Origin of the sequence: Veillonella sp. CHU732 (assembly GCF_003992085.1) — a bacterium.
Taxonomy (GTDB): domain Bacteria; phylum Bacillota; class Negativicutes; order Veillonellales; family Veillonellaceae; genus F0422.
The window spans coordinates 60,429-81,679 of the sequence record NZ_RQVC01000008.1 but is presented as its reverse complement, the minus strand read 5'-3'; the positions used below and the strand labels follow the sequence as shown (position 1 = coordinate 81,679).

Sequence of the window (21,251 nt, the reverse complement as noted above, 5' to 3'; positions counted from 1 at the left end):
GTATTCAAAGTTGAATGTATCAGGTAGGTTTCTTATAGATACATGCTACTACAATATATATATAAACTATTGTCTACATCCTCTAGAAAAAAGATATAAAATCATGAGATTATATGAAAGAATGTAATCTATTTTTAAGCATACGCTAAGATATTAATATACGTAATCGGCTTTCAAAGGTGTTTCTTAGAAACACATGAAAGCCTTTTTACTGTCTAACCATAGTAATTCACTACCATTAATTGACATTCTATAGAAAATAGTTTACTATTATCAAATATAAAAGTTTATATTGTATTAAGGAGGTTTTACTATGACGGACTCGCAACAAGAGTTAAAGCGTGGTCTTAAAAATCGCCACGTTCAATTATTAGCCATCGGTGGTGCCATCGGTACCGGTTTATTCCTTGGCTCTGGGCGATCTATTAGTTTAGCGGGCCCCTCTATCCTCCTCACGTATCTAATTACAGGTATTATCTGTTTCTTCATGATGCGTGCTTTAGGAGAGTTATTGCTTTCCAACTTGAATCACCATTCCTTCATCGACTTTGTAGAAGAATATTTAGGTGATCGCGCGGCCTTCATTACAGGTTGGACTTACTGGTTCTGTTGGCTTTCACTAGCCATGGCGGACTTAACGGCAGTTGGATTGTATATGCAATATTGGATTCCCTGGATGCCTCAATGGATACCAGCCCTAGTCGTACTTGTCATCTTATTAGTCATGAACTTAACGGCGGTAAAACACTTTGGAGAAATGGAATTTTGGTTCGCTTTAATAAAAGTAATCGCCATCGTATCACTCATCATCATTGGTCTTATCATGATCCTCACAGGATTCACTACCAATGCAGGAGCGGCTGCCTTTGATAACCTATGGAATTACGGCGGTTGGTTCCCAAATGGAACGATGGGCTTTATCTTATCTTTTCAGATGGTAGTATTTGCTTTCACAGGCATTGAACTAGTAGGCCTCACAGCTGGGGAAACGGAAAATCCAAAAAAAGTGATTCCTATGGCCATTAATAATATTCCATTGCGGATTATTCTATTCTATATCGGATCCCTTGCGATCATTATGAGTATTTACCCATGGATTGCGGTGGACCCAAATTCTAGTCCCTTCGTGGCTGTGTTTAATGCAGTGGGCATCCTAGCTGCTGCAAGCATCGTAAACTTCGTTGTTCTAACATCCGCAGCATCTGCTACGAACTCTGGCATCTTCTCCACGAGCCGTATGATCTACGCATTATCCAAACGTGGACATGCACCGAGCCGAATGAAACGATTAACGAACCATGCCGTACCCTATCAAGCAACACTATTCTCCGCTGCGGCCTTACTATTTACCGTAGTCTTGAACTATGTTATGCCTGAAAGCGTATTTATCATGATTACGTCCATCTCCACATTCTGCTTCATCTATATTTGGGCCATCATCGTCGTATGCCATCTCAAATATCGCAAGCAACGACCAGAATTGGCGAAGCAATCTACTTTCAAAATGCCACTGTACCCATTTATGAACTACCTAATTCTAGTGTTCTTCCTATTCATCTTGGTCGTACTAGCATTACAAAGTGACACACGCATCGCCCTCATGTTTACACCATTCTGGTTCATCCTACTATGGGCCTTCTACTCCATGTTGGCACCTAGCGATGACGACGAAAGCGATACTAACTAACACACAAACATAAAAAAGATCACGATATACTCCAAATACTATGACTTATCATTTGTGAGGAGAATACCGTGATCTTTTTGATTGTACTATGCTTTGACAAATTCATTTATGTATATACTATAACAATATCATATGTCGTTCATAGCAACAGAGAGTTATACATAACAATTTTTGTAATTTCTATAAAAATATGGTATACTATATGTAATAAAAAGAAGGGCCACCAACGTGTCGAAGGCGTTAGGCTCATCTCAAAAGCAAATAAATAGATGCGCCTAACGTATTAAGGTCTAGGAAACCTTATGTCGTTAGGCGTTATCATTATTTATATAAAGCAATGATATTAACTACTAATGTTAAAATAGAAATAATTAAACTAATCTTTTCAAACTTTTTCATAGTACCACCTCCTCCCATAATTAGGAAGAGATGAGCCCAACTCACGTCGGTGACCCTTCTATACTTTCATTATAGCACAAAATATGCAAATCGTTATCTTTTGAAAAATATTTTTAGAAAATAGACGATCTATCCATAAGGAACGCAGCACTAGTGTAGAAGATCTTGCGGCGCCCTTATTGACTAAATCAAACAACACCAAAAACGAGCAACATGTTCCGGAGCAAACCTAACCACTGTATCAGTTTGTGGAGGAATATGTTGCTCGTTTCCTTTGCTATATAAACACGCGCCACAAGATTTCATAACAAAACAAGTGACGCCCCACCTGCGGATGAGTTCTTTCCGTGGGGCATCCAAATTAAACTAAACAAGAAACGGGCAACCTTTAATATAGATATGCTATTACGGATAGAGGTCTTGTGGCGTTTCTTTATTACCTAAATATAACAAACACAAGAAGAGCACGGTGTGCCCCGAACAAACATTATGAAATACCGTTTGTGAGGGGTATGTCGTGCTCTTCCCTTTATCATATTCACATAAGAACGCCACAAGGCACAAACCACAAGTAGTGCTTGCTCGTTTCCCTTAACGTTGATTCCGCCGAAAGAACTCATACACAGCCAAAGCCGCTTTTTTGTTCATTCCCTCCACGCTTTCCAATTCTTCCAACTCCGCCACTCGCATGGCATCTAAATTACCAAAGTGTTTATACAGCGCTTTTCTTCGTTTTGGTCCTATGCCCTCTACATGATCTAGAACGGATTCTAAGTTCCGCTTTCCACGCAATCTACGATGGTAGGTAATAGCAAAGCGATGAGCTTCGTCACGTATTTGTTGGAGCAATTGTAATTCTGGCGTATGATGTTCTAAAATAATACTTTCTGATTCCCCTTCTACGAATACTTCTTCGATTCGTTTTGCCAAAGATATGACAGGTACATCAGTAACTCCCATAGCACGGATGACTGGTAATGCTGCATTTAACTGACCTTTACCACCATCAATGATAATCAAATCTGGCATAGGCCAATCTTTTTCATTGCCGTAACGCCGTTCCATAATCTCCGCCATAGATGCAAAGTCGTCAGGCTTCCCTTGTACTGTTTTTAGCTTGAATCGACGATACTCTCGTTTCGCCGGCTTTCCACTTTCAAAGACGACCATGGATGCCACCGTTTCTGCCCCTTGCATATGAGAAATATCGTAACATTCCATACGCTCTGGCAATCTTGGCAAGCCGAGTACTTCTGCTAATTTTTTCACAGCCCCACCGGACTTATCTATTGTGTATTGCCACTGACGACGACGTTCTGCCAAGAAGTTCTGAGCATTTTCCTCCGCCATCTTGATAAGGTCTTTTTTATAGCCCCGTTGAGGTACAGATACGTCCACTTGTTGCCCTTTCATAGAGGAGAACCATTCACTAAACAGTTCACGGTCCACACTATCCATCGGCAATAGCAATTCTTTAGGTATGAACGTAGATCCTCCATAATACTGTTTAATGAACTCCGTCATCACTAAATCTGGACTATCCCCTTCATGTTGGACAAAGTAATTTTCTCGTCCCAATAAACGACCACTACGAATAAAAAACAATTGAATGCATGCCATAGGACCATCTATGGCCATACCTAGTACATCCATATCGCCTCGCTGTGTGACCATACGTTGCTTTTCTTGTACCTTTTGGATGCTCAAGAGGTCATCTCGATACTTAGCAGCGAGTTCAAACTCTAAGTCCTCCGAGGCTTGCTCCATCTTGGATGTAATCTCTTGGATGATCTGTACTTGTTTGCCTTCGAAGAGAGCTACAATATCATCGATATATCTTCGATAGGATTCTACCGTCACATAGTTCATGCAAGGTCCTTCACAATAATGCATATGATATTGCAAACAAGGTCGTTCTACTTTCATACTTTTACAAGTACGCAATGGATAATAGGAACGCAAAATACGCAGTACATGATGTACCGCTGTCACATCTGTGAAAGGTCCAAAATACTTCGCTCCGTCGCGTTCTAAGCGACGAGTCATAAAGAGTCGTGGAAAATCCTCTTGCACAGTGATCTTTACATAGGGATATGTCTTGTCATCACGAAGCATAATATTATATTTCGGATGATGCTCCTTAATTAAAGTTGCCTCTAGGATAAGAGCTTCCATTTCTGTTTTTGTTTGGATCGTTTCCACATCCCACGCACGACGCATCATGGCGGTTACTTTCACAGATCGATTCACATCTTGCTGCACATAAGACCGCACTCGATTGCGCAAGTTGATGGCCTTTCCCACATAGATGATGCGCTGGTACTTGTCACGCCATAAGTAAACTCCTGGTGTGGTTGGTAGATGACTGACCTTTTCCAGTATATACGCTTGCTGTTCCGAATCACCCATCATCATATCTTGTTGACGTGATGGCTGAAAGTCTACTTCTTCTGCTTGCAATTGTCTATCGATAGGATTCATGGTGTGTCCTCAGTGTGCAACGGATGTTGTTCCATATAGGTTCTAGTTTTGTCTAACACAGGACCTAAGAATTTACCCGTGTAGCTTTCAGGTAAAGCAGCAATCTCCTCAGGTGTTCCAGTACCCACAATGGTACCGCCACGGAAACCACCTTCTGGACCTAAATCGATAATATGGTCCGCCGTTTTGATCACATCTAAATTATGCTCGATTACCACCACAGTATCCCCACCATCGGTTAGCTTTTGCAATACTTCTAACAATTTACGAATATCTTCCACATGAAGGCCCGTAGTCGGCTCATCTAGGATATATAACGTTTTCCCTGTACTGCGCCGGGCCAGTTCAGTGGCTAGTTTCACACGTTGCGCTTCCCCACCAGATAAGGTAGTCGCCGCTTGACCTAAACGAATATAGCCTAAGCCTACCTCTTGTAAAGTTACCAATTTACGGTGAATTTTTGGGATTGCACTAAAGAAATCTACCGCTTCATCGACGACCATGTCCAATACATCGGCAATACTTTTACCTTTGTATTTCACTTCCATCGTCTCTCGATTGTATCGAGCCCCTTTACATACCTCGCACGGTACATACACATCTGGCAAGAAATGCATTTCAATTTTGATGATACCATCGCCACGACACGCTTCACAGCGACCGCCTTTGACGTTAAAGCTAAATCGTCCTGCTTTGTATCCCCGAATCTTCGCTTCATTGGTTTGACTATATAACTCACGGATGGCATCGAACACACCTGTATAGGTGGCTGGATTCGAACGTGGTGTTCGTCCGATCGGACTTTGATCAATATTGATGATTTTATCCACATACTCTAAGCCACGAATCTCCTTATGGGCTCCTACCTTATGATGACTTCTGTAGAGTGCATTGGCTACACCTTTATATAAAATTTCGTTGATTAATGTCGATTTACCGGATCCACTCACACCGGTCACAACAGTAAATAAACCGATAGGGAATTTCACATTCACTTGTTGTAGGTTGTTCTCTTTAGCTCCACGAATCTCTAAACAAGCTTTTGTTGGTTCTCTCCGTTCTTTTGGTAATGGAATATACTTTTGACCACTTAAATATTGACCAGTAATGGATTCTTTCACAGCCATTACCTCTGGTACTGTACCTTGTGCCACGATTTGACCACCATGTTCACCTGCCGCAGGTCCAATATCTACCAAATAGTCCGCTGCTAGCATCGTATCTTCATCGTGTTCTACCACTAACAAGGTGTTCCCTAAATCTCGCAAACCTTTCAGTGTTTCAATTAAGCGGTCATTATCTCGTTGATGCAAGCCAATGGATGGTTCATCTAAAATGTATAAGACCCCAACGAGGCCAGAACCAATTTGTGTGGCCAAACGAATCCGCTGTGCTTCCCCACCAGATAAGGTGCCGGCACTGCGGTTCATGGTCAAATAATCTAAGCCCACATTGTTCAGGAATCCCAAGCGAGCATTAATTTCTTTCAAAATTTGTGCCCCGATGAAATCCTCTCGTTCCGTCAACTGTAGATTACTAAAATAGTCCACCGCTTCACTAATGGTTAGCTGTGTCACTTCATCTATATTTTTATCCCCTACACGGATGGCAAGGGATTCCGGTTTCAAACGAGCGCCCTTACAAGCTGTACATGGTTTAATAGACATATAGGTTTCAAACTCTTCCCGCATGCTATCTGTAGTAGCCTCTGCATGACGGCGTTTAACCATTGGCAAAATACCTTCATATTCAGTGTGGAATGTTTTGACCTCTCCACGCATATTTTCGTAGTCAAAGGTCACTTTCTCAGTACTACCATACATGACTTCTTTTTGTAAGGCTGTAGGCAGTTCTGAAAAACTTGCCTCTAATGTATATCCATGCGCTTTCAACAAACCTTCTAATTGACGCATGAACCACGCATTAGGATTCGAACTCAATGGGGCTACTCCCCCATCTATAAAAGGCACCGTTGGATCTGGAATGACACGATCTTCATCTACCTCCATGGTACTGCCTAATCCCAAACAGGATGGGCAAGCCCCAAAGGGACTGTTGAAGGAAAACATACGAGGTTCAATTTCCGGCAAGGAAATATGACCATTAGGACAGGTAAAATGAACACTAAATTGGTGAGCTGGGCCATCTACCTCTTGAATAATGACAAAGCCTTCCCCATGATGAATAGCCGTTTCTAAGGAGTCCGTCAAACGACTTTCTAAGCCTTCCTTAATAACAAGACGATCTACCACAATTTCAATATTGTGTTTTTTATTTTTATCTAAGTTGATTTCGTCCTCAAAGGTATGAATCTCTCCATTGATGCGAACACGAGCAAATCCATTTTTACGAATTTGTTCCAACACTTTTTCATGGCGCCCTTTTTTGCCCCGTACCACTGGTGCCATCACCATGATTTTTGTACGTTCCGGCAATTTCATGACTAAGTCTGTTATTTGCTCAATCGTCTGTTGGGCAATCTCTTCTCCACAAGTAGGGCAATAGGCACGACCGATACGAGCAAATAATAATCGTAAATAGTCATAAATTTCTGTCACCGTTCCCACTGTAGAACGAGGATTGCGGCTTGTTGTCTTTTGGTCGATAGATATAGCCGGTGAAAGCCCCTCAATGTAATCTACATCAGGTTTATCCATTTGCCCCAAAAACTGGCGAGCATAGGCAGATAAGGACTCCACATATCTCCGTTGTCCTTCTGCATAAATCGTATCAAAGGCTAGGGATGATTTACCGGATCCACTTAATCCTGTTAATACAATAAATTGATTTCTTGGTAGAGCCACGTCAATATTCTTCAAATTATGTTGACGGGCTCCTTTTATAATTAATTGATCTTTCAAAATAACTCCTATTCTTCATTCATGTCTGACCAAATTTGGCGCAATCTGCCCAATTCATCACGCAACTCTGCAGCTCGTTCAAATTCTAATTGTTTTGCCGCTGCTTTCATGAGGCGAGTAGTCTCTTCAATGGCATTGAACACATCTTCTTTCGTTTCGTACTGCGGTTTCTGTGAAAGTGGTTGCCCTCTTTCTGCCACCACTTCTATCGGCGCTGTACTGTCATACACCACAGGACTATCCGCTTTAGACTTGCGACCTTTTTTAGGAGCAGCCACTTCACCTTCTACTTTGGTCAACTCAATTAAGTCTTTCACTTCCTTACGCACTGTTCGTGGTGTAATACCATGCTCTGTATTATAAGACTCTTGCAAGGCACGACGACGTTCGGTTTCATCCATGGCACGTTGCATAGATCCCGTGATGCGGTCCGCATACATGATAACTTTCCCTTTTTCATTACGAGCCGCACGGCCTATGGTCTGAATCAAGGACGTATCACTGCGCAAGAAACCTTCCTTATCGGCATCTAAGATAGCCACTAAAGACACTTCTGGCATATCTAAGCCTTCCCGCAATAAGTTAATCCCTACAAGGACGTCAAAAACACCAGCTCGCAAATCACGGATAATATCAGCCCGCTCAATGGTGGCAATGTCGGAATGTAAATAGCGTACGCGAATCCCCATTTCTTTTAGGTAATTTGTTAAATCCTCTGCCATTTTCTTCGTTAACGTCGTTACCAACACCCGTTCATCCGACTTCGCACGGTCTTTAATTTCTCCTAATAGATCATCCATCTGCCCCTTGATAGGTCGGATTTCGATAATAGGATCTAGCAAACCTGTTGGACGAATGATTTGTTCTGCTACATTCGTCTGTACTTCCATTTCATAGGGCCCTGGTGTAGCAGATACATAGACAATTTGGTTGATTCTCTCTACAAACTCTTCAAATTTTAACGGTCGATTATCCGCCGCTGATGGCAAGCGGAATCCGTAGTCGATCAAATTATGTTTCCGAGCTTGGTCACCATTATACATGGCACGAATTTGTGGCAAGGTCACATGGGATTCATCAATGATGATAAGGAAATCATCTGTAAAATAGTCGATAAGGGTCATTGGCGCTTCTCCTGGTTGACGGTTAGACAACAGACGGGAGTAGTTTTCAATCCCCGAGCAATAGCCCATTTCCTGCATCATTTCAATGTCATATCGTGTTCGTTGCTCCAATCGTTGCGCTTCTAAGAGACGGCCATTTTCATTAAAGTATGCCAAACGTTCAGCCAATTCTGTCTCGATGCGCCCAATGGCAAGGTCTAACTTTTCCTTTGTCGTTACATAGTGAGAAGCTGGATAGATAGCCACATGTTTACGCTCTACAATCACATCACCTGTAAGCACATCAATTTCCACTAAACGATCGATTTCATCGCCAAACATTTCTACACGAATGGCTCTTTCACTGGTACCAGCTGGGAAAATTTCCAACGTATCCCCTTGTACTCGGAAAGTACCTCGCACAAAATTCATATCATTACGAGTGTATTGAATAGATACCAATTTACGAAGTATATCATCACGGCTATATTCTTGACCTTGTCGCAAGGATACACAAAGCGTGCTATAGTCCTCTGGGTCCCCTAAGCCGTAAATGCAGCTGACGGATGCGACGATGATTACATCTTTCCGCTCAAATAAATTCATTGTCGCCGAGTGGCGCAACTTGTCGATTTCTTCATTGATGGACGCATCTTTTTCAATGTATGTATCTGTAGAGGCAATATACGCCTCTGGTTGGTAATAATCGTAATAGGATACGAAGTATTCCACTGCATTCTTAGGGAAAAAACTTTTAAACTCACTAGCCAATTGAGCTGCTAATGTTTTATTGTGTGCAATGATCAAAGTCGGCTTTTGTACGGCCTCAATGAGTTTCGCCATAGTATATGTTTTTCCCGTACCTGTAGCACCTAGTAATACCTGTGCCCATTCCCCTCCTTCGATGCCCTCTGCCAAGGACTGGATGGCCTTTGGTTGGTCACCCATCGGTGAATAAGGGGCCTCTACTTGAAAAGGAATCCCTTCCTCAGGAAAATGATGCAATCCGCTCATAGTCACTCCTTATATTCTCTATCTGTAAACAAGTAACATTCACTTGTATCTATATCTAGTAACTTCTATATTATACCATGAAAGTCCATTTTATTGTACTGTATGTTCGATACAAATACTATATATACCAACCACCTATGCTTATTAGAAAGCAGCCGTTTTGATTTTCTACTATCTCTTAGATTGTTTATATAATCATACGTATTCTTACTATAATTTTCTGAACTTTAACTAATACGAATATCGAGTATACAAAAAGAAAAGCTGAATCTAAGATCCAACTTTTCTCTCACTGTCTACTATATGATTGTAATAATATGTATATCCGTGCCCTATAGTACTTTTACTACAGACTAAGCGCTATTAGCATTAGTCCTATCAATAGGCGCCAGATATCTACCCTTTGCCACGAATACGGCGCAATTCTTCTTCTGTAATTGGCGTATCTCCTTGCAAGTTTTGTGTGGCTGTGTCATCACCTTCTAACATTTCAATGAAGATGGCAATCCCTTTGTCAGATAAATGATGAGTTTCATCACCATGATCATGTTCTAGAGAGTCCTTCATGTTCTCAGCAATACGATGGACAAAATTCCATTGCTCATCCGTATAACTTCCAATACGGTTAGCAATTTCTTTCCAATTGCTCAAGAGTAAGCGTGTAAGAGGACGATATAAATCACCGCCAACAAATTCCATAATATCTACAGCACATTCAATACTGTCCCCATCAATATCATAGCCATTCATTTCATTTTGGTCCACCACATAGTCATATAATTGTTTTCTAGTCATGGTCCACTATTCTCCCTTGTCAAAGAGGGCATTAGCAAATTCTTTTGCATTGAATGGACGCAAATCATCCATTTGCTCACCCACTCCAATCCAACGCACAGGAACACCCAACTCTTCTTTGATAGAGATAACTACACCACCTTTTGCAGTACCATCTAATTTGGTCACCACAATCCCTGTCACAGGTACTGCTTCACCGAATAGTTTTGCTTGGCTTACTGCATTTTGACCTGTTGTACCATCCAGTACTAATAAGGTTTGATGCGGTGCCCCTGGAATTTGTTTGTCTGCCACACGGCCGATTTTCTTCAATTCTTCCATAAGGTTGACTTTGGTATGCAAACGGCCTGCTGTATCTACGATGACTAAATCTGCTTCTTTAGCAACTGCTGAGGCACAGGCATCGAATACCACTGCTGCTGGATCCGCACCTTCCTTATGTTTTACAATCGATACACCTACACGGTCCGCCCAAATCGATAATTGTTCCGATGCAGCGGCACGGAATGTATCCCCTGCTGCAATGATGACTTTTTTGCCTTGCTCTGCATAATAATGAGCTAATTTAGCGATGGTTGTCGTTTTACCAACACCATTTACACCCACCACCAAGATCACTTCTGGTTTGTGGAGCTCCAACACTTCCTCTTGAGCTCCTAGCATTTCTGTAATGCGCTCTTCCATGAAAGGCATCACTTCGCTAGTATTGTTGATAATCCCTTCCGTAACACCACGGCGGATTTCTTTCATTAAATAGGCCGTTGTTTTAGGACCTAAATCACCTACTAGCATGGTAGCTTCTAAATCATCTAAGAAATCATCATCGATTTCAGCATAACCAATGACAATGGTTTCTACTTTTTTTACAAAATTATTTTTTGTCTTTTCTAAGCCCGCTTTCACACGGTCAAAAAAACTAAATGCCATAGTCACTATTCTCCTTCACTTCATCAAAGGCCACAGTTAACAAACGGGATACTCCTCGCTCAACCATAGTCACCCCTTGCAAGACATGGGCCGATTCCATAGTCCGTTTACGATGTGTTACAACAATAAATTGTGTGGCATCCCCTAAATTATGCAAATATTGGCTAAATCGTTCCACATTGGCATCATCTAAAGCAGCGTCTACTTCGTCAAGTACACAGAATGGAGCAGGTCGATAATCTAGCAGTGCAAAGAGCAAAGCTATAACCGTCAATGCTCGTTCCCCACCAGATAATAAGCTCAATTGTTGGCGCTTCTTTCCTGGCGGTTGGATATAAAAATCAATGCCACTTTCTAAAATTGATTCTGGGTTCGATGCCACGATTTGTGCAGTGCCGCCGCCAAACAGTTGAGCGAATACATGTTGGAATTTCTCACGAATATCACTTAAAACACCTTGCAACTGTTCAGACATAGCCCCATCAATTTCAGCGATAACACCTTCGAGTTGCTCTTTAGCTGTCACCAAATCTTCTTTTTGTGCATGATAGAATGCTAATTTTTCTTCCGCTTCTTCATATTCTGCAATAGCATTAGGATTGATTGCACCTAAGCTTTCAATTTGTCTTGCCAAATTCGTCTGTTGTTGTTTCCACTCATTTACGGAACCACCTAAGTGTATATTCTGTGCCTCTTGTTTAGTATACCCTAAAGCGCCTAATTGTTCCAATGCTTGTTCGCCTTGTAATTGATATTTTGTTAACCCTTCTTGTAAGTCTACTAGTTTTTTCTGCACAATTCGTTGCCGCTGCTCATGTTGATTTCGTTCTTCTTGCAATTGACTTAATTGCAACTCCCTGGTACGTACTTTTTCTTGTCCACCTTTACGAGCTTCTCCAATGGCTGCTATCCGTTTTTCTATCGCTTGTTTCTCTGCTTCTAATTCTAAAGCAGGTTCACCACCTAAGCGTATAACGTCCTCACCTAATTGGCTTAATCGTCTATCTAAGCTTGCAATATTCACTTCCTTATCTTTGATATGTTGTTCTAATTGAGCTAATTCTTTTTTGCTTTGTTCTAACAACAATCTAGATTGTTCCCATCGTAAGCGTACTCCTTGCAATTCTTCATTTTGTTCACGTTCTAGTTCTTGTAACGTTTGCTCTTGAGCAACTAAGGTTGCGACTTGCTCTTGATGTCCTTCTCGATTCTCTAACTGTGAAAGTTCATCTGCTAGCCTTTTGATATTCTCTCCTAAGGTAGTTTGCTTTTCTTGAACCTTTTGTAGCTCCTCATGATAGGTCTGCACCATTCCACTTAAGTTAACTTGTTCTCCTTGGGAGCGTTGTTGCTCTTGCTGTAAGCTACGTAATTGCAATTCTTCTTGTTCATAGGTTTGACGTAATCCCTTACCAGACTGTGTCAAAGCTTCCATTTCTTTGTCTAGTCCTTGTAAAGTCTGTTGCAATACCTGTACTGTATCACGTAATATATGAATATCTTGCTGCAATGTATCTTGCTCTTCTTTACGGGACAAGATAGACACTTTTTTCCGTTTCGTAGCACCACCTGTTAGCGCACCACCTGGTTGCAATTGCTCTCCTGTTAAAGTAACAATCCGCAGTTGTTGATGATATTCTTTTTGCAATGCTAATCCATGATCCAAGGTATCTACAATAAGAGTACGCCCTAATAGCTGATTAAATACGCCTGTATATTGTGTATCAAATTGAATGCAGTCTACACCTAGTCCCAATACATAAGGCGATTGTAAGGCTTTATGATCCAGACGTTTTCCTCGTACCATATCCATTGGTAAAAATGTAACACGGCCACCTTGTGTGCATTTTAAGTATTGTACTGCTTCCGAAGCAATCTTTGCAGTCTCTGTGATAACTTGATGAATAGCACCACCTAAAGCAGTTTCAATGGCCACTAAGAATTTTTCTTCCACAGTGAATACATCACCAATAGCTCCACGAATATGTGAAGACCAAGCTTCTTTCGCTTGTAATACATGTTTTGTGCCTTCCAAATAACCTTCATGCAACTCTTCCCAGCTATGTAGCAGTTCTAAGCGCCCTTCTTTAGCTTGCAGTGTTCTTTGTACTTCTACTAATTCCTGATTTTTTTGTCGACGTGTATCCTCTAGCTGTTGTAATGATTGACGTGCTGTCGTCAATGCTTGCTGTGCTTCACTAACAACCTGTTGTTGCGCCTCTAATTGTGCTTGTACTTCTTCTACAGATTGTTCTATATCTTGTAAAGTAGCCTTCAAACGTTGTGCATCATCTTTCTTTTGTGTTTCTAACTCTTCCGCTCTTGCTAATTGATGGCGAGCTTCTTCCAATTCACGAACCACACGAATATGATGCTCATGAGCATGTTGCTCCGCAACACGCATACCATCTAAATTGGCCTTCACTTGACTAAGAGAGTCTCTAGTGCTTTGCAAATTAGATTCCGCTTGTCTTACCTCTTGTCCAATGGATGTTAAGTTACTTTCTTGGTCTTTCAAAGATGTCAAGTCACAATCATATTGTTGTGCTTTAACTTTCAGTTCTTCCTTCCAAGTTCTTAACTGTTCTTCTCCATCTTGTAACTCTTCTACCATATTGGCTTCTTTTAAGCGAGCTACTTCAATTTGTCCAGTCAGTTCCCCTAATTTACCTTGTAAAGTGGCATATTCATCTTCCATACTTTGGTGGGTTTCACGAAATGATTGAAGCTCATTTTGTGTGGTCTTATAGGTCTCTTGAATTGTATCTAAGCTAGTTTCTAATTCTTCTTGCTCACGAAGGTAGGATAAGTTTTCATTTTCTTGGCGTGTAAATAAACGATCCGCCGTTTTATATTCATGAAAAGCAATAGCTCCATCATAGCTACGCTTATCCTGTGATAATGTATTGTACTCACGTGTTACATTAGCTTTCGCCTCTAATTCTACTAATTGATCTCCTAGCGTACTCATCACATCATCTAATCGTTCCATATTACGATCTGTACTATTGATACGCCGAATAGCATCTTCTTTATTCATTTTAAAGCGAGAGATACCTGCCACATCTTCAAATATTAAGCGACGTTCTTCTGGTTTACTATTCAAGATAGCATCGATACGATTCTGCCCGATGATGGCCATAGAATCTTTACCTAAGCCTGTATCAGCTAATAATAGATGAATATCTTTTAACCGGCAATTTCTCTTATTGATTTGGAATTCACTTTCACCATTGCGATACATACGGCGTGTGATAACAACTTCTGCTAATTCTTTGCCCAAAGTGCCATCACTGTTATCAAAAATTAAGTTTACCTCTGCCGTATTGTGAGGGCGACGAGCTTCTGTGCCAGAAAAAATAATATCTTCTGCTTTTTGTCCACGCAAATGGCGTACATTCGATTCCCCTAAAACCCAGCGAATCGCATCAGTAATATTACTTTTACCACTACCATTAGGTCCTACAATCCCAGTCATGCCTGGAGAAAAAGACACTACCGTTTTATCAGCAAAGGACTTGAATCCTTTCATTTCTAGTCGCAATAATTGCATGACTGCTTCCTTTCTATGTATACATAGGTATGTTTCAAATTTACACAATATAACATATTGTTCATACTATATCCTAACCTGACACCTATTTCCAACCTCTCATCACATACTCTCTCTACAGAATATTAGTTAATCCATTGTTGTATAACCATAACCCACTATTTAAAGAACCAAGCTATATAGTATATGATCTATCGTGACATGCAATACTCCAGTATTATTATTTTCCTGTTTTTCTTGCCAAGTCCATTCTATCTGCTTATATTCCTGTCCAAAGTACTCTATATTTCTGTTCTTCAATCCACGTATCTTTGATGTGAAAGGTCTTGGATATTCTACAATGACCTTATGAATCACACCAAATACTTCGAGGTGTTCTTCTATGGTCTGCTGGATAGCTTGAAGCCATTCATAATTGACTACCAATTCTCCAAAGGCAGGAGCATAGGGGCCTCCTACAATACCACGACCAGCATCAAAATCTTCTGTACTTTGTAATCCTACACGTATGATCTGTGTACCTTTGCCTTCTAAATAGGATTTTAAAAAAGAACTATAGGCTACCGCTTGTTCTATTGTTAATGGTACATAACTACCTTCACGGACACGATCAGCTAGTTCGGTATCTTCAATAACAATCACAGGATAAATGCGACATAAGTCAGCCTGTAATTGACCGGCTTTCACCGCTGTTTTTACTAAAGTAGTCCAGGTTTCGCCAGGTAAGCCTGGAAGCAATTGTATACCCAAGGTTATCCCTTGTTCACGTATCATCTTACACGCCTGTTCTACATCTTCTACCGTATGCCCTCGCTTAGCATCTACAAGCATATCCTCATCTAATGTTTGTACCCCTAATTCAATGGTTCTTACACCACTGGCATAGAGTTCTTTCAATCGATCTTCTCTGATGGCATCAGGTCGAGTAGACAAGCGGATTCCTTGAATTAATCCCTGTTGAAATGCTTCTGTAGCAGGTTCTAGCAGCTTATCTTGTACTTCTTGCGCTATCGCCGTAAAGCTGCCACCAAAGTATGCCACTTCCCATTGTCCTTTGTGACCTTGTTCAGATATTGCCTCACGAATGGACCTACGGATAGTATCCACCGATACCATGTCTTGTTGTCCAGAAATACGTGGCTGATTACAAAATACACAAATATAAGGGCAACCAATATGAGGAATAAAAAATGGAAGTAGTCTAGTTTTCTCTTTTTTTACTTTCCTCATAGGATCCCCCTTAACTATAGGTATTTCGTGTATGTAAACAATTCTTTATAAACTACATCATACAAATTGATATATGACAATCCTATCAGTACTTAATAGGTACTCATTTATTGTATCATGACAGTCAGTTTCATGGTATCACAACCATATAATCCATTTTACTCTTATCAAAGAAAAAGGGAGTGGTTCCCCACCCCTCAATCCTTACTATTGTATAAGCTTTTCATAAGCCTCTTTTGCAGCTGCTTGAGCTGCTACTTTTTTATTTCGTCCAGAACCTACCCCTGATGGAATTCCATCAACGACCACTTCCATAGTAAAAAATTTATTATGATCCGGTCCTTCCTCATTAATGACATGATACCATATCACAGATTCTCCTTTTTGTTGTACCAACTCTTGGAGCAATGTTTTAAAATCTTTTCCTACTTTTCCTGAAAGTGCCATTTGGAGATATCCATGCAAATGACTCAAAACAAACTGTTTTCCCACTTCGTAACCACACTCTAAATAGATAGCTCCTAAGACAGCCTCAAAAGTATCTGCTAAAATAGAGTTTCGCTCTGCTCCACCACAATGACGTTCCCCTCTACCTAGTCGTAAGTAGGTACCTAATTCCAACGTACGGCTACATGCAGCTAAAGAACCTTCACATACAGTACAAGCTTTTAAACGAGTTAGTTCACCCTCAGTCATTTCTGGATATGTAATAAATAAATATTCTCCTATAATAAGGTCTAACACAGCATCCCCTAAGAACTCTAAACGCTCATTATGATGTTCATGAGATAATTTATGTTCATTCGCATAGGAAGAATGTGTCAAGGCACGATTCAAAGTACCTATATTTTGTAATGGCAATTGTAAATTCGCAATAAGCTCGTGAAGTGATTCTTCACGAGCCTTGCTAGTTACTTTGCTACTTTTAGGCGCACTCACAATTATGCCTCGTAACGACGAACAACGATAGTACCGTTGTGTCCACCGAAACCAAAAGAATTGGAAAGAGCTACATCAACTTTCATGTCACGAGCTCCGTCAGATACATAATCTAAATCCAATTCTGGATCTGGATTATCAAGGTTAATTGTTGGATGCACTTTGCCAGTCTCAATAGCCATTGCCATAACAATTGCTTCAATAGCACCAGCAGCACCTAATAAGTGACCTGTCATAGATTTTGTGGAGTTTACTGCTAATTTACTAGCATGATCTCCAAATAATTGTTTGATTGCCAATGTTTCATTTACATCATTGATGGATGTAGATGTACCATGAGCATTAATATAATCAACTTCTTCAGGTTTGATACCTGCATCATTTAATGCTAATTCCATACATTTACGAGCTTGTGTGCCGCCTGGTGCAGGAGAAGAAATATGATATGCATCACCATTGGTACCATATCCCACTACTTCTGCGTAGATATGCGCACCACGTGCTTTTGCATGTTCTAATTCTTCCAATACGATCATACCAGAGCCTTCACCCATTACGAATCCATCGCGGTCAGCTGCAAACGGACGAGATGCTTTTGTAGGTTCATCATTACGTGTAGACATAGCTTTCATTGATGCGAAACCAGCTACTGCTGCTGGAGAAACTGCCGCTTCTGTACCACCTGCGAACATAACATCTGCTTGGCCATGTGCAATCATGCGGAATGCTTCACCAATTGCATTAGTACCAGAAGTACAAGCTGTAACAACAGTTTCTACTGGTCCTTTCAATCCTAATTGGATAGATACACGACCAGATACCATGTTAGCAATCATCATAGGTACTGCAAATGGACTTACACGACCTGGACCTTTTTCAAATAGAGTCACATATACATCGTGGATAGAATCAATACCGCCGATACCAGTACCAACTACAGTACCACAACGATCTGCTTCTTCTTTATCTAAATCTAAATCAGCATCTTTTTGTGCAAGCACTGCCGCTGCAATAGCAAATGCTGCAGAGCGGTCCATACGGCGCGCTTCTTTTTTATCAATTCCAAATTGTGTTGGATCAAAATCTTTAATTTCTCCTGCAATACGAGTTGCATAATCACTTGCATCAAATCGAGTAATTGGACCGATACCAGATTCGCCACGTAGCAATGCATTGTAAAAGTCATCTTTACCGATTCCCACTGGTGTCACAGCACCTAAACCAGTAATAACAACACGTCTTTCCATTATTCCACCTCTTTATAATCTCATTTAATCAATGGCTGCTGCCTCTGAAACTAGGCGAGCAAAAATCTCATGCACAGGTAATATGGAATCTACTTTTCGCATATTATTACCTGAGAACACTAATCCCGTTTCCACATCCCCTTGTTGAGCACGTGAAAGGGCTTTAATAATACAGAACTTGTGAGAACAATGCTTCAAGCATCGATGACACTCTGTAGGTGGCGGTACTGTACCGTCTAATACTGTTTCTGCAAACTTATTACGCAACGCTTGTCCTGGAAGTCCTACTGGACTTTGAATCAAGACAATATCTTCTGGAGCATCTGCACGAACGTACATTTTTTTCAATTCATCAGAGGCATTACACTCCACACTAGCAGCAAAACGGCTTCCCATTTGTACACCACTAGCACCAAGTTTAATCATCTCTACAATATCTGCTCCATCAAGAACCCCACCAGCACCAATGACTGGAATGTTTTTTACAGCTGCTACTACTTCTGGTACTAACTCACGAGAGGAGCGGTCTGTACCTAAGTGACCACCTGCTTCACAACCTTCCACAATGACTGCGGAGGCTCCTAATCCTTCAGAAATACGAGCTAATTTAGGCGTGGATACGATAGGTACGATAGGTGTACCAGATTCACGTCCTAAAGCAAACATATCTCTGGAAAATCCAGCGCCAGCTACAACAAGGTCAATGCCCTCTTCAATGGCCGTTTTTACAAGGCCTAAAAATTCTGTAGCGGCTACCATTGCATTTATACCGATAATGCCCGTAGGCGATAATTTTCTTGCTAATTGTATTTCGTATCGTAATTCATCAAAAGGCATGCCAGATGCTGCAATCAGGCCGATACCACCTTCATTTGCAACTGCTGCAGCCAACCGAGCTGTAGACAATCGGATTGCCATTCCACCTTGAATTACCGGTACTTTGGCTACCAATTTCCCTATTCGAAGTTCAGGGAGTTTCACTATTATTCCTCCTATGTGCACATCCACTGAGGGGGCTAAGCCCCCTTTCGTGGTGCATAAGTGCTAAGACTTATTTTGTAGAATCGATGTAATCAACTGTGTCTTTTACAGTTTTGATTTTTTCAGCAACATCATCAGGGATTTCAATATTGAATTCCTCTTCAAATGCCATGATCAATTCAACGATGTCAAGAGAGTCAGCGCCCAAATCATCGATGAAAGTGGAATCGATAGCCACTTCAGATTCGTCAACGCCCAATTGTTCAACAACAATAGCTTTTACTTTGTCAAATGTGCTCATTACATACACCTCCTTTCACATAGTCTATGTATAGGATCTTGCGTTTACATCACCATTCCGCCGTCTACATTGAGAACTTGGCCAGTAATATAACTTGCAAAGTCAGACGCTAAAAATGTTACTACACTAGCAATTTCTTCCGGTTGCCCCATACGACCAAACGGAACTGTAGCTGCAATACCTTCTTTAATTTTTTCAGGTAATACATCTGTCATTGCTGTTTCAATAAATCCTGGTGCTACTGCATTCACAGTAATACCACGAGCCGCTAATTCTTTGGCACAAGTTTTAGTAAAGCCAATTACCCCTGCTTTAGCAGCGGCATAATTGGCCTGACCCACATTACCTGTAACACCAGATACAGATGTCATGTTGATAATGCGACCAGCACGTTGTTTTACCATAAGCTTAGCAACTGCTTTTGTCACTAGGTATACACCTTTTAAGTTGATATTCAATACATCATCCCAGTCGGAATCTTTCATACGAATCAATAATCCGTCACGAGTGATGCCTGCATTGTTTACAAGAATGTCAATATGACCAAATGCAGCTACTGCTTCATCCACCATAGCCTGTACATCCTCAGCATTACCTACATCAGCTTTAATTTTAATTGCTTTACGGCCTAATGCTTCAATGGCATCTACAGTTTCTTGTGCTACTGCTTCATTACCAATAAAGTTTACTACTACATCTGCTCCAGCTTTTGCTAAATCGATAGCAGTGGCTTGCCCGATACCACGGGATGCACCAGTAACTAACGCTACTTTACCTGTTAAATTCATGTTATTCTCCTTGTAAGAATGCAATCGCTGCTGCTAAGGATGCTTCATCTTCAACATTGGCTAATTCCATTGCTTTATTAATTTTTTTAGTGAAACCTGTTAATACTTTGCCAGGTCCTACTTCTACAAATCTTGTAGCACCAAAGTCTACCATGGTAGCTACACAATCTTCCCAAAGTACTGGTGCTGCTGCTTGTTTAACTAAGGCTGCTTTAATAGTAGCACCATCTTTTAGAATTTCACCTGTAATATTCGCTACAACAGGAATTTGTGCATCTTTCACTTCGATTTTGTCTAATTCTTCTTGTAAGCGTTTCGCTGCTGGTTCCATCAAACGACTATGGAAAGGCGCACTAACTGGTAACATAACAGCACGCTTAGCACCAGCTTCTTTCATTTTTTCAGCTGCCACTTCTACGGCTTTTGTAGCACCAGCAATTACAATTTGTCCTGGGCAGTTAAAGTTAACTGCTTGTACAGATCCTACAGTATCATTCACTTCTCCGCAGATGCGAACTACTTCTTCACGTGGTAATGCTAAGATAGCCGCCATAGCGCCTTCGCCCAATGGCACCGCTTCTTGCATATATTCACCACGTTTATGCACTACGTAAACAGCATCTTTAAAATCAAGAACACCTGCTGCTACCAAGGCACTATATTCACCAAGGCTATGACCACCTACAATATCAGGTGTAAAGCCTTTTTCTTTTAAAATTTCATAGCATGCCACACTAGCTGTTAAAATTGCAGGTTGTGTGTTTGCTGTTTTTACTAATTCCGTATCTGGACCTTCAAAACATAATTGTGAAATGGAATATCCCAATGCTTCATCTGCTTGTGCAAAACGCTCTCTTACGATAGGATACGCTTCGTACAAATCTTTCAACATACCTACTTTTTGAGACCCTTGACCAGGGAATACAAATGCTGTTTTCATAAGGC

The 21,251-nt window shown here is 40.9% G+C and carries 14 protein-coding genes; 1 reads left to right on the top strand and 13 read right to left on the bottom strand.

Features of this window, described 5'->3' with window-relative positions:
• Positions 1-313 precede the first annotated feature (313 nt).
• Positions 314-1,687: an amino acid permease gene (locus EO121_RS04975; protein WP_127166486.1), complete on the top strand. Its 1,374-nt coding sequence runs from the start codon at positions 314-316 to the stop codon at positions 1,685-1,687.
• Between the two features lie 990 nt (positions 1,688-2,677).
• On the opposite strand, the gene uvrC is transcribed toward EO121_RS04975, so the two are convergent.
• From uvrC to fabD, 13 genes are all read right to left on the bottom strand, one after another.
• Positions 2,678-4,495, bottom strand: coding sequence for an excinuclease ABC subunit UvrC (gene uvrC, locus EO121_RS04970; protein ID WP_127166526.1), 1,818 nt, complete (start codon positions 4,493-4,495; stop codon positions 2,678-2,680).
• Between the two features lie 68 nt (positions 4,496-4,563).
• Positions 4,564-7,428 carry an excinuclease ABC subunit UvrA gene (gene uvrA, locus EO121_RS04965; RefSeq protein ID WP_127166484.1) on the bottom strand — a complete coding sequence of 955 codons (2,865 nt, stop codon included), beginning with the start codon at positions 7,426-7,428 and terminating at the stop codon, positions 4,564-4,566.
• An 8-nt stretch (positions 7,429-7,436) separates the two neighbouring features.
• Positions 7,437-9,545, bottom strand: a complete 2,109-nt coding sequence (gene uvrB, locus EO121_RS04960) for an excinuclease ABC subunit UvrB (protein ID WP_127166482.1) — start codon at positions 9,543-9,545, stop codon at positions 7,437-7,439.
• A 396-nt stretch (positions 9,546-9,941) separates the two neighbouring features.
• Positions 9,942-10,340, bottom strand: coding sequence for a hypothetical protein (locus EO121_RS04955; protein WP_127166480.1), 399 nt, complete (start codon positions 10,338-10,340; stop codon positions 9,942-9,944).
• 6 nt (positions 10,341-10,346) lie between these two features.
• A complete protein-coding gene (ftsY, locus tag EO121_RS04950) occupies positions 10,347-11,267 on the bottom strand; it encodes a signal recognition particle-docking protein FtsY (RefSeq protein WP_127166478.1) in 921 nt (306 codons plus the stop codon).
• Positions 11,257-14,820, bottom strand: coding sequence for a chromosome segregation protein SMC (gene smc, locus EO121_RS04945; protein WP_127166476.1), 3,564 nt, complete (start codon positions 14,818-14,820; stop codon positions 11,257-11,259). The genes ftsY and smc overlap by 11 nt, the downstream gene beginning before the upstream one ends.
• A 162-nt stretch (positions 14,821-14,982) precedes the next feature.
• Positions 14,983-16,050: an elongator complex protein 3 gene (locus tag EO121_RS04940; RefSeq protein WP_127166474.1), complete on the bottom strand. Its 1,068-nt coding sequence runs from the start codon at positions 16,048-16,050 to the stop codon at positions 14,983-14,985.
• A 207-nt stretch (positions 16,051-16,257) separates the two neighbouring features.
• Positions 16,258-16,995: a ribonuclease III gene (rnc, locus tag EO121_RS04935; RefSeq protein WP_370447212.1), complete on the bottom strand. Its 738-nt coding sequence runs from the start codon at positions 16,993-16,995 to the stop codon at positions 16,258-16,260.
• Positions 16,992-18,236, bottom strand: a complete 1,245-nt coding sequence (gene fabF / locus EO121_RS04930) for a beta-ketoacyl-ACP synthase II (RefSeq protein WP_127166470.1) — start codon at positions 18,234-18,236, stop codon at positions 16,992-16,994. The genes rnc and fabF overlap by 4 nt, the downstream gene beginning before the upstream one ends.
• A 24-nt stretch (positions 18,237-18,260) precedes the next feature.
• Positions 18,261-19,217, bottom strand: a complete 957-nt coding sequence (locus EO121_RS04925) for a nitronate monooxygenase family protein (RefSeq protein ID WP_127166468.1) — start codon at positions 19,215-19,217, stop codon at positions 18,261-18,263.
• 70 nt (positions 19,218-19,287) lie between these two features.
• Positions 19,288-19,518, bottom strand: a complete 231-nt coding sequence (locus tag EO121_RS04920; RefSeq protein ID WP_009353552.1) for an acyl carrier protein — start codon at positions 19,516-19,518, stop codon at positions 19,288-19,290.
• Positions 19,519-19,562: 44 nt separating this feature from the next.
• On the bottom strand, positions 19,563-20,306 hold the full coding sequence (gene fabG / locus EO121_RS04915; RefSeq protein ID WP_127166466.1) for a 3-oxoacyl-[acyl-carrier-protein] reductase: 744 nt from the start codon (positions 20,304-20,306) through the stop codon (positions 19,563-19,565).
• A gap of 1 nt (position 20,307) precedes the next feature.
• The gene (fabD, locus tag EO121_RS04910) at positions 20,308-21,246 is read right to left on the bottom strand and encodes an ACP S-malonyltransferase (protein WP_127166464.1); all 939 of its coding nucleotides are present in this window, start codon (positions 21,244-21,246) and stop codon (positions 20,308-20,310) included.
• Positions 21,247-21,251 lie beyond the last annotated feature (5 nt).

Bases quoted from the DNA above. Each gene is read 5' to 3' on its own strand.
- EO121_RS04975 (WP_127166486.1), top strand. From the start codon at position 314: ATGACGGACTCGCAACAAGAGTTAAAGCGTGGTCTTAAAAATCGCCAC.
- uvrC (WP_127166526.1), bottom strand. From the start codon at position 4,495: ATGGGTGATTCGGAACAGCAAGCGTATATACTGGAAAAGGTCAGTCAT.
- uvrB (WP_127166482.1), bottom strand. From the start codon at position 9,545: ATGAGCGGATTGCATCATTTTCCTGAGGAAGGGATTCCTTTTCAAGTA.
- EO121_RS04955 (WP_127166480.1), bottom strand. From the start codon at position 10,340: ATGACTAGAAAACAATTATATGACTATGTGGTGGACCAAAATGAAATG.
- ftsY (WP_127166478.1), bottom strand. From the start codon at position 11,267: ATGGCATTTAGTTTTTTTGACCGTGTGAAAGCGGGCTTAGAAAAGACA.
- smc (WP_127166476.1), bottom strand. From the start codon at position 14,820: ATGCAATTATTGCGACTAGAAATGAAAGGATTCAAGTCCTTTGCTGAT.
- EO121_RS04940 (WP_127166474.1), bottom strand. From the start codon at position 16,050: ATGAGGAAAGTAAAAAAAGAGAAAACTAGACTACTTCCATTTTTTATT.
- fabF (WP_127166470.1), bottom strand. From the start codon at position 18,236: ATGGAAAGACGTGTTGTTATTACTGGTTTAGGTGCTGTGACACCAGTG.
- EO121_RS04920 (WP_009353552.1), bottom strand. From the start codon at position 19,518: ATGAGCACATTTGACAAAGTAAAAGCTATTGTTGTTGAACAATTGGGC.
- fabG (WP_127166466.1), bottom strand. From the start codon at position 20,306: ATGAATTTAACAGGTAAAGTAGCGTTAGTTACTGGTGCATCCCGTGGT.
- fabD (WP_127166464.1), bottom strand. From the start codon at position 21,246: ATGAAAACAGCATTTGTATTCCCTGGTCAAGGGTCTCAAAAAGTAGGT.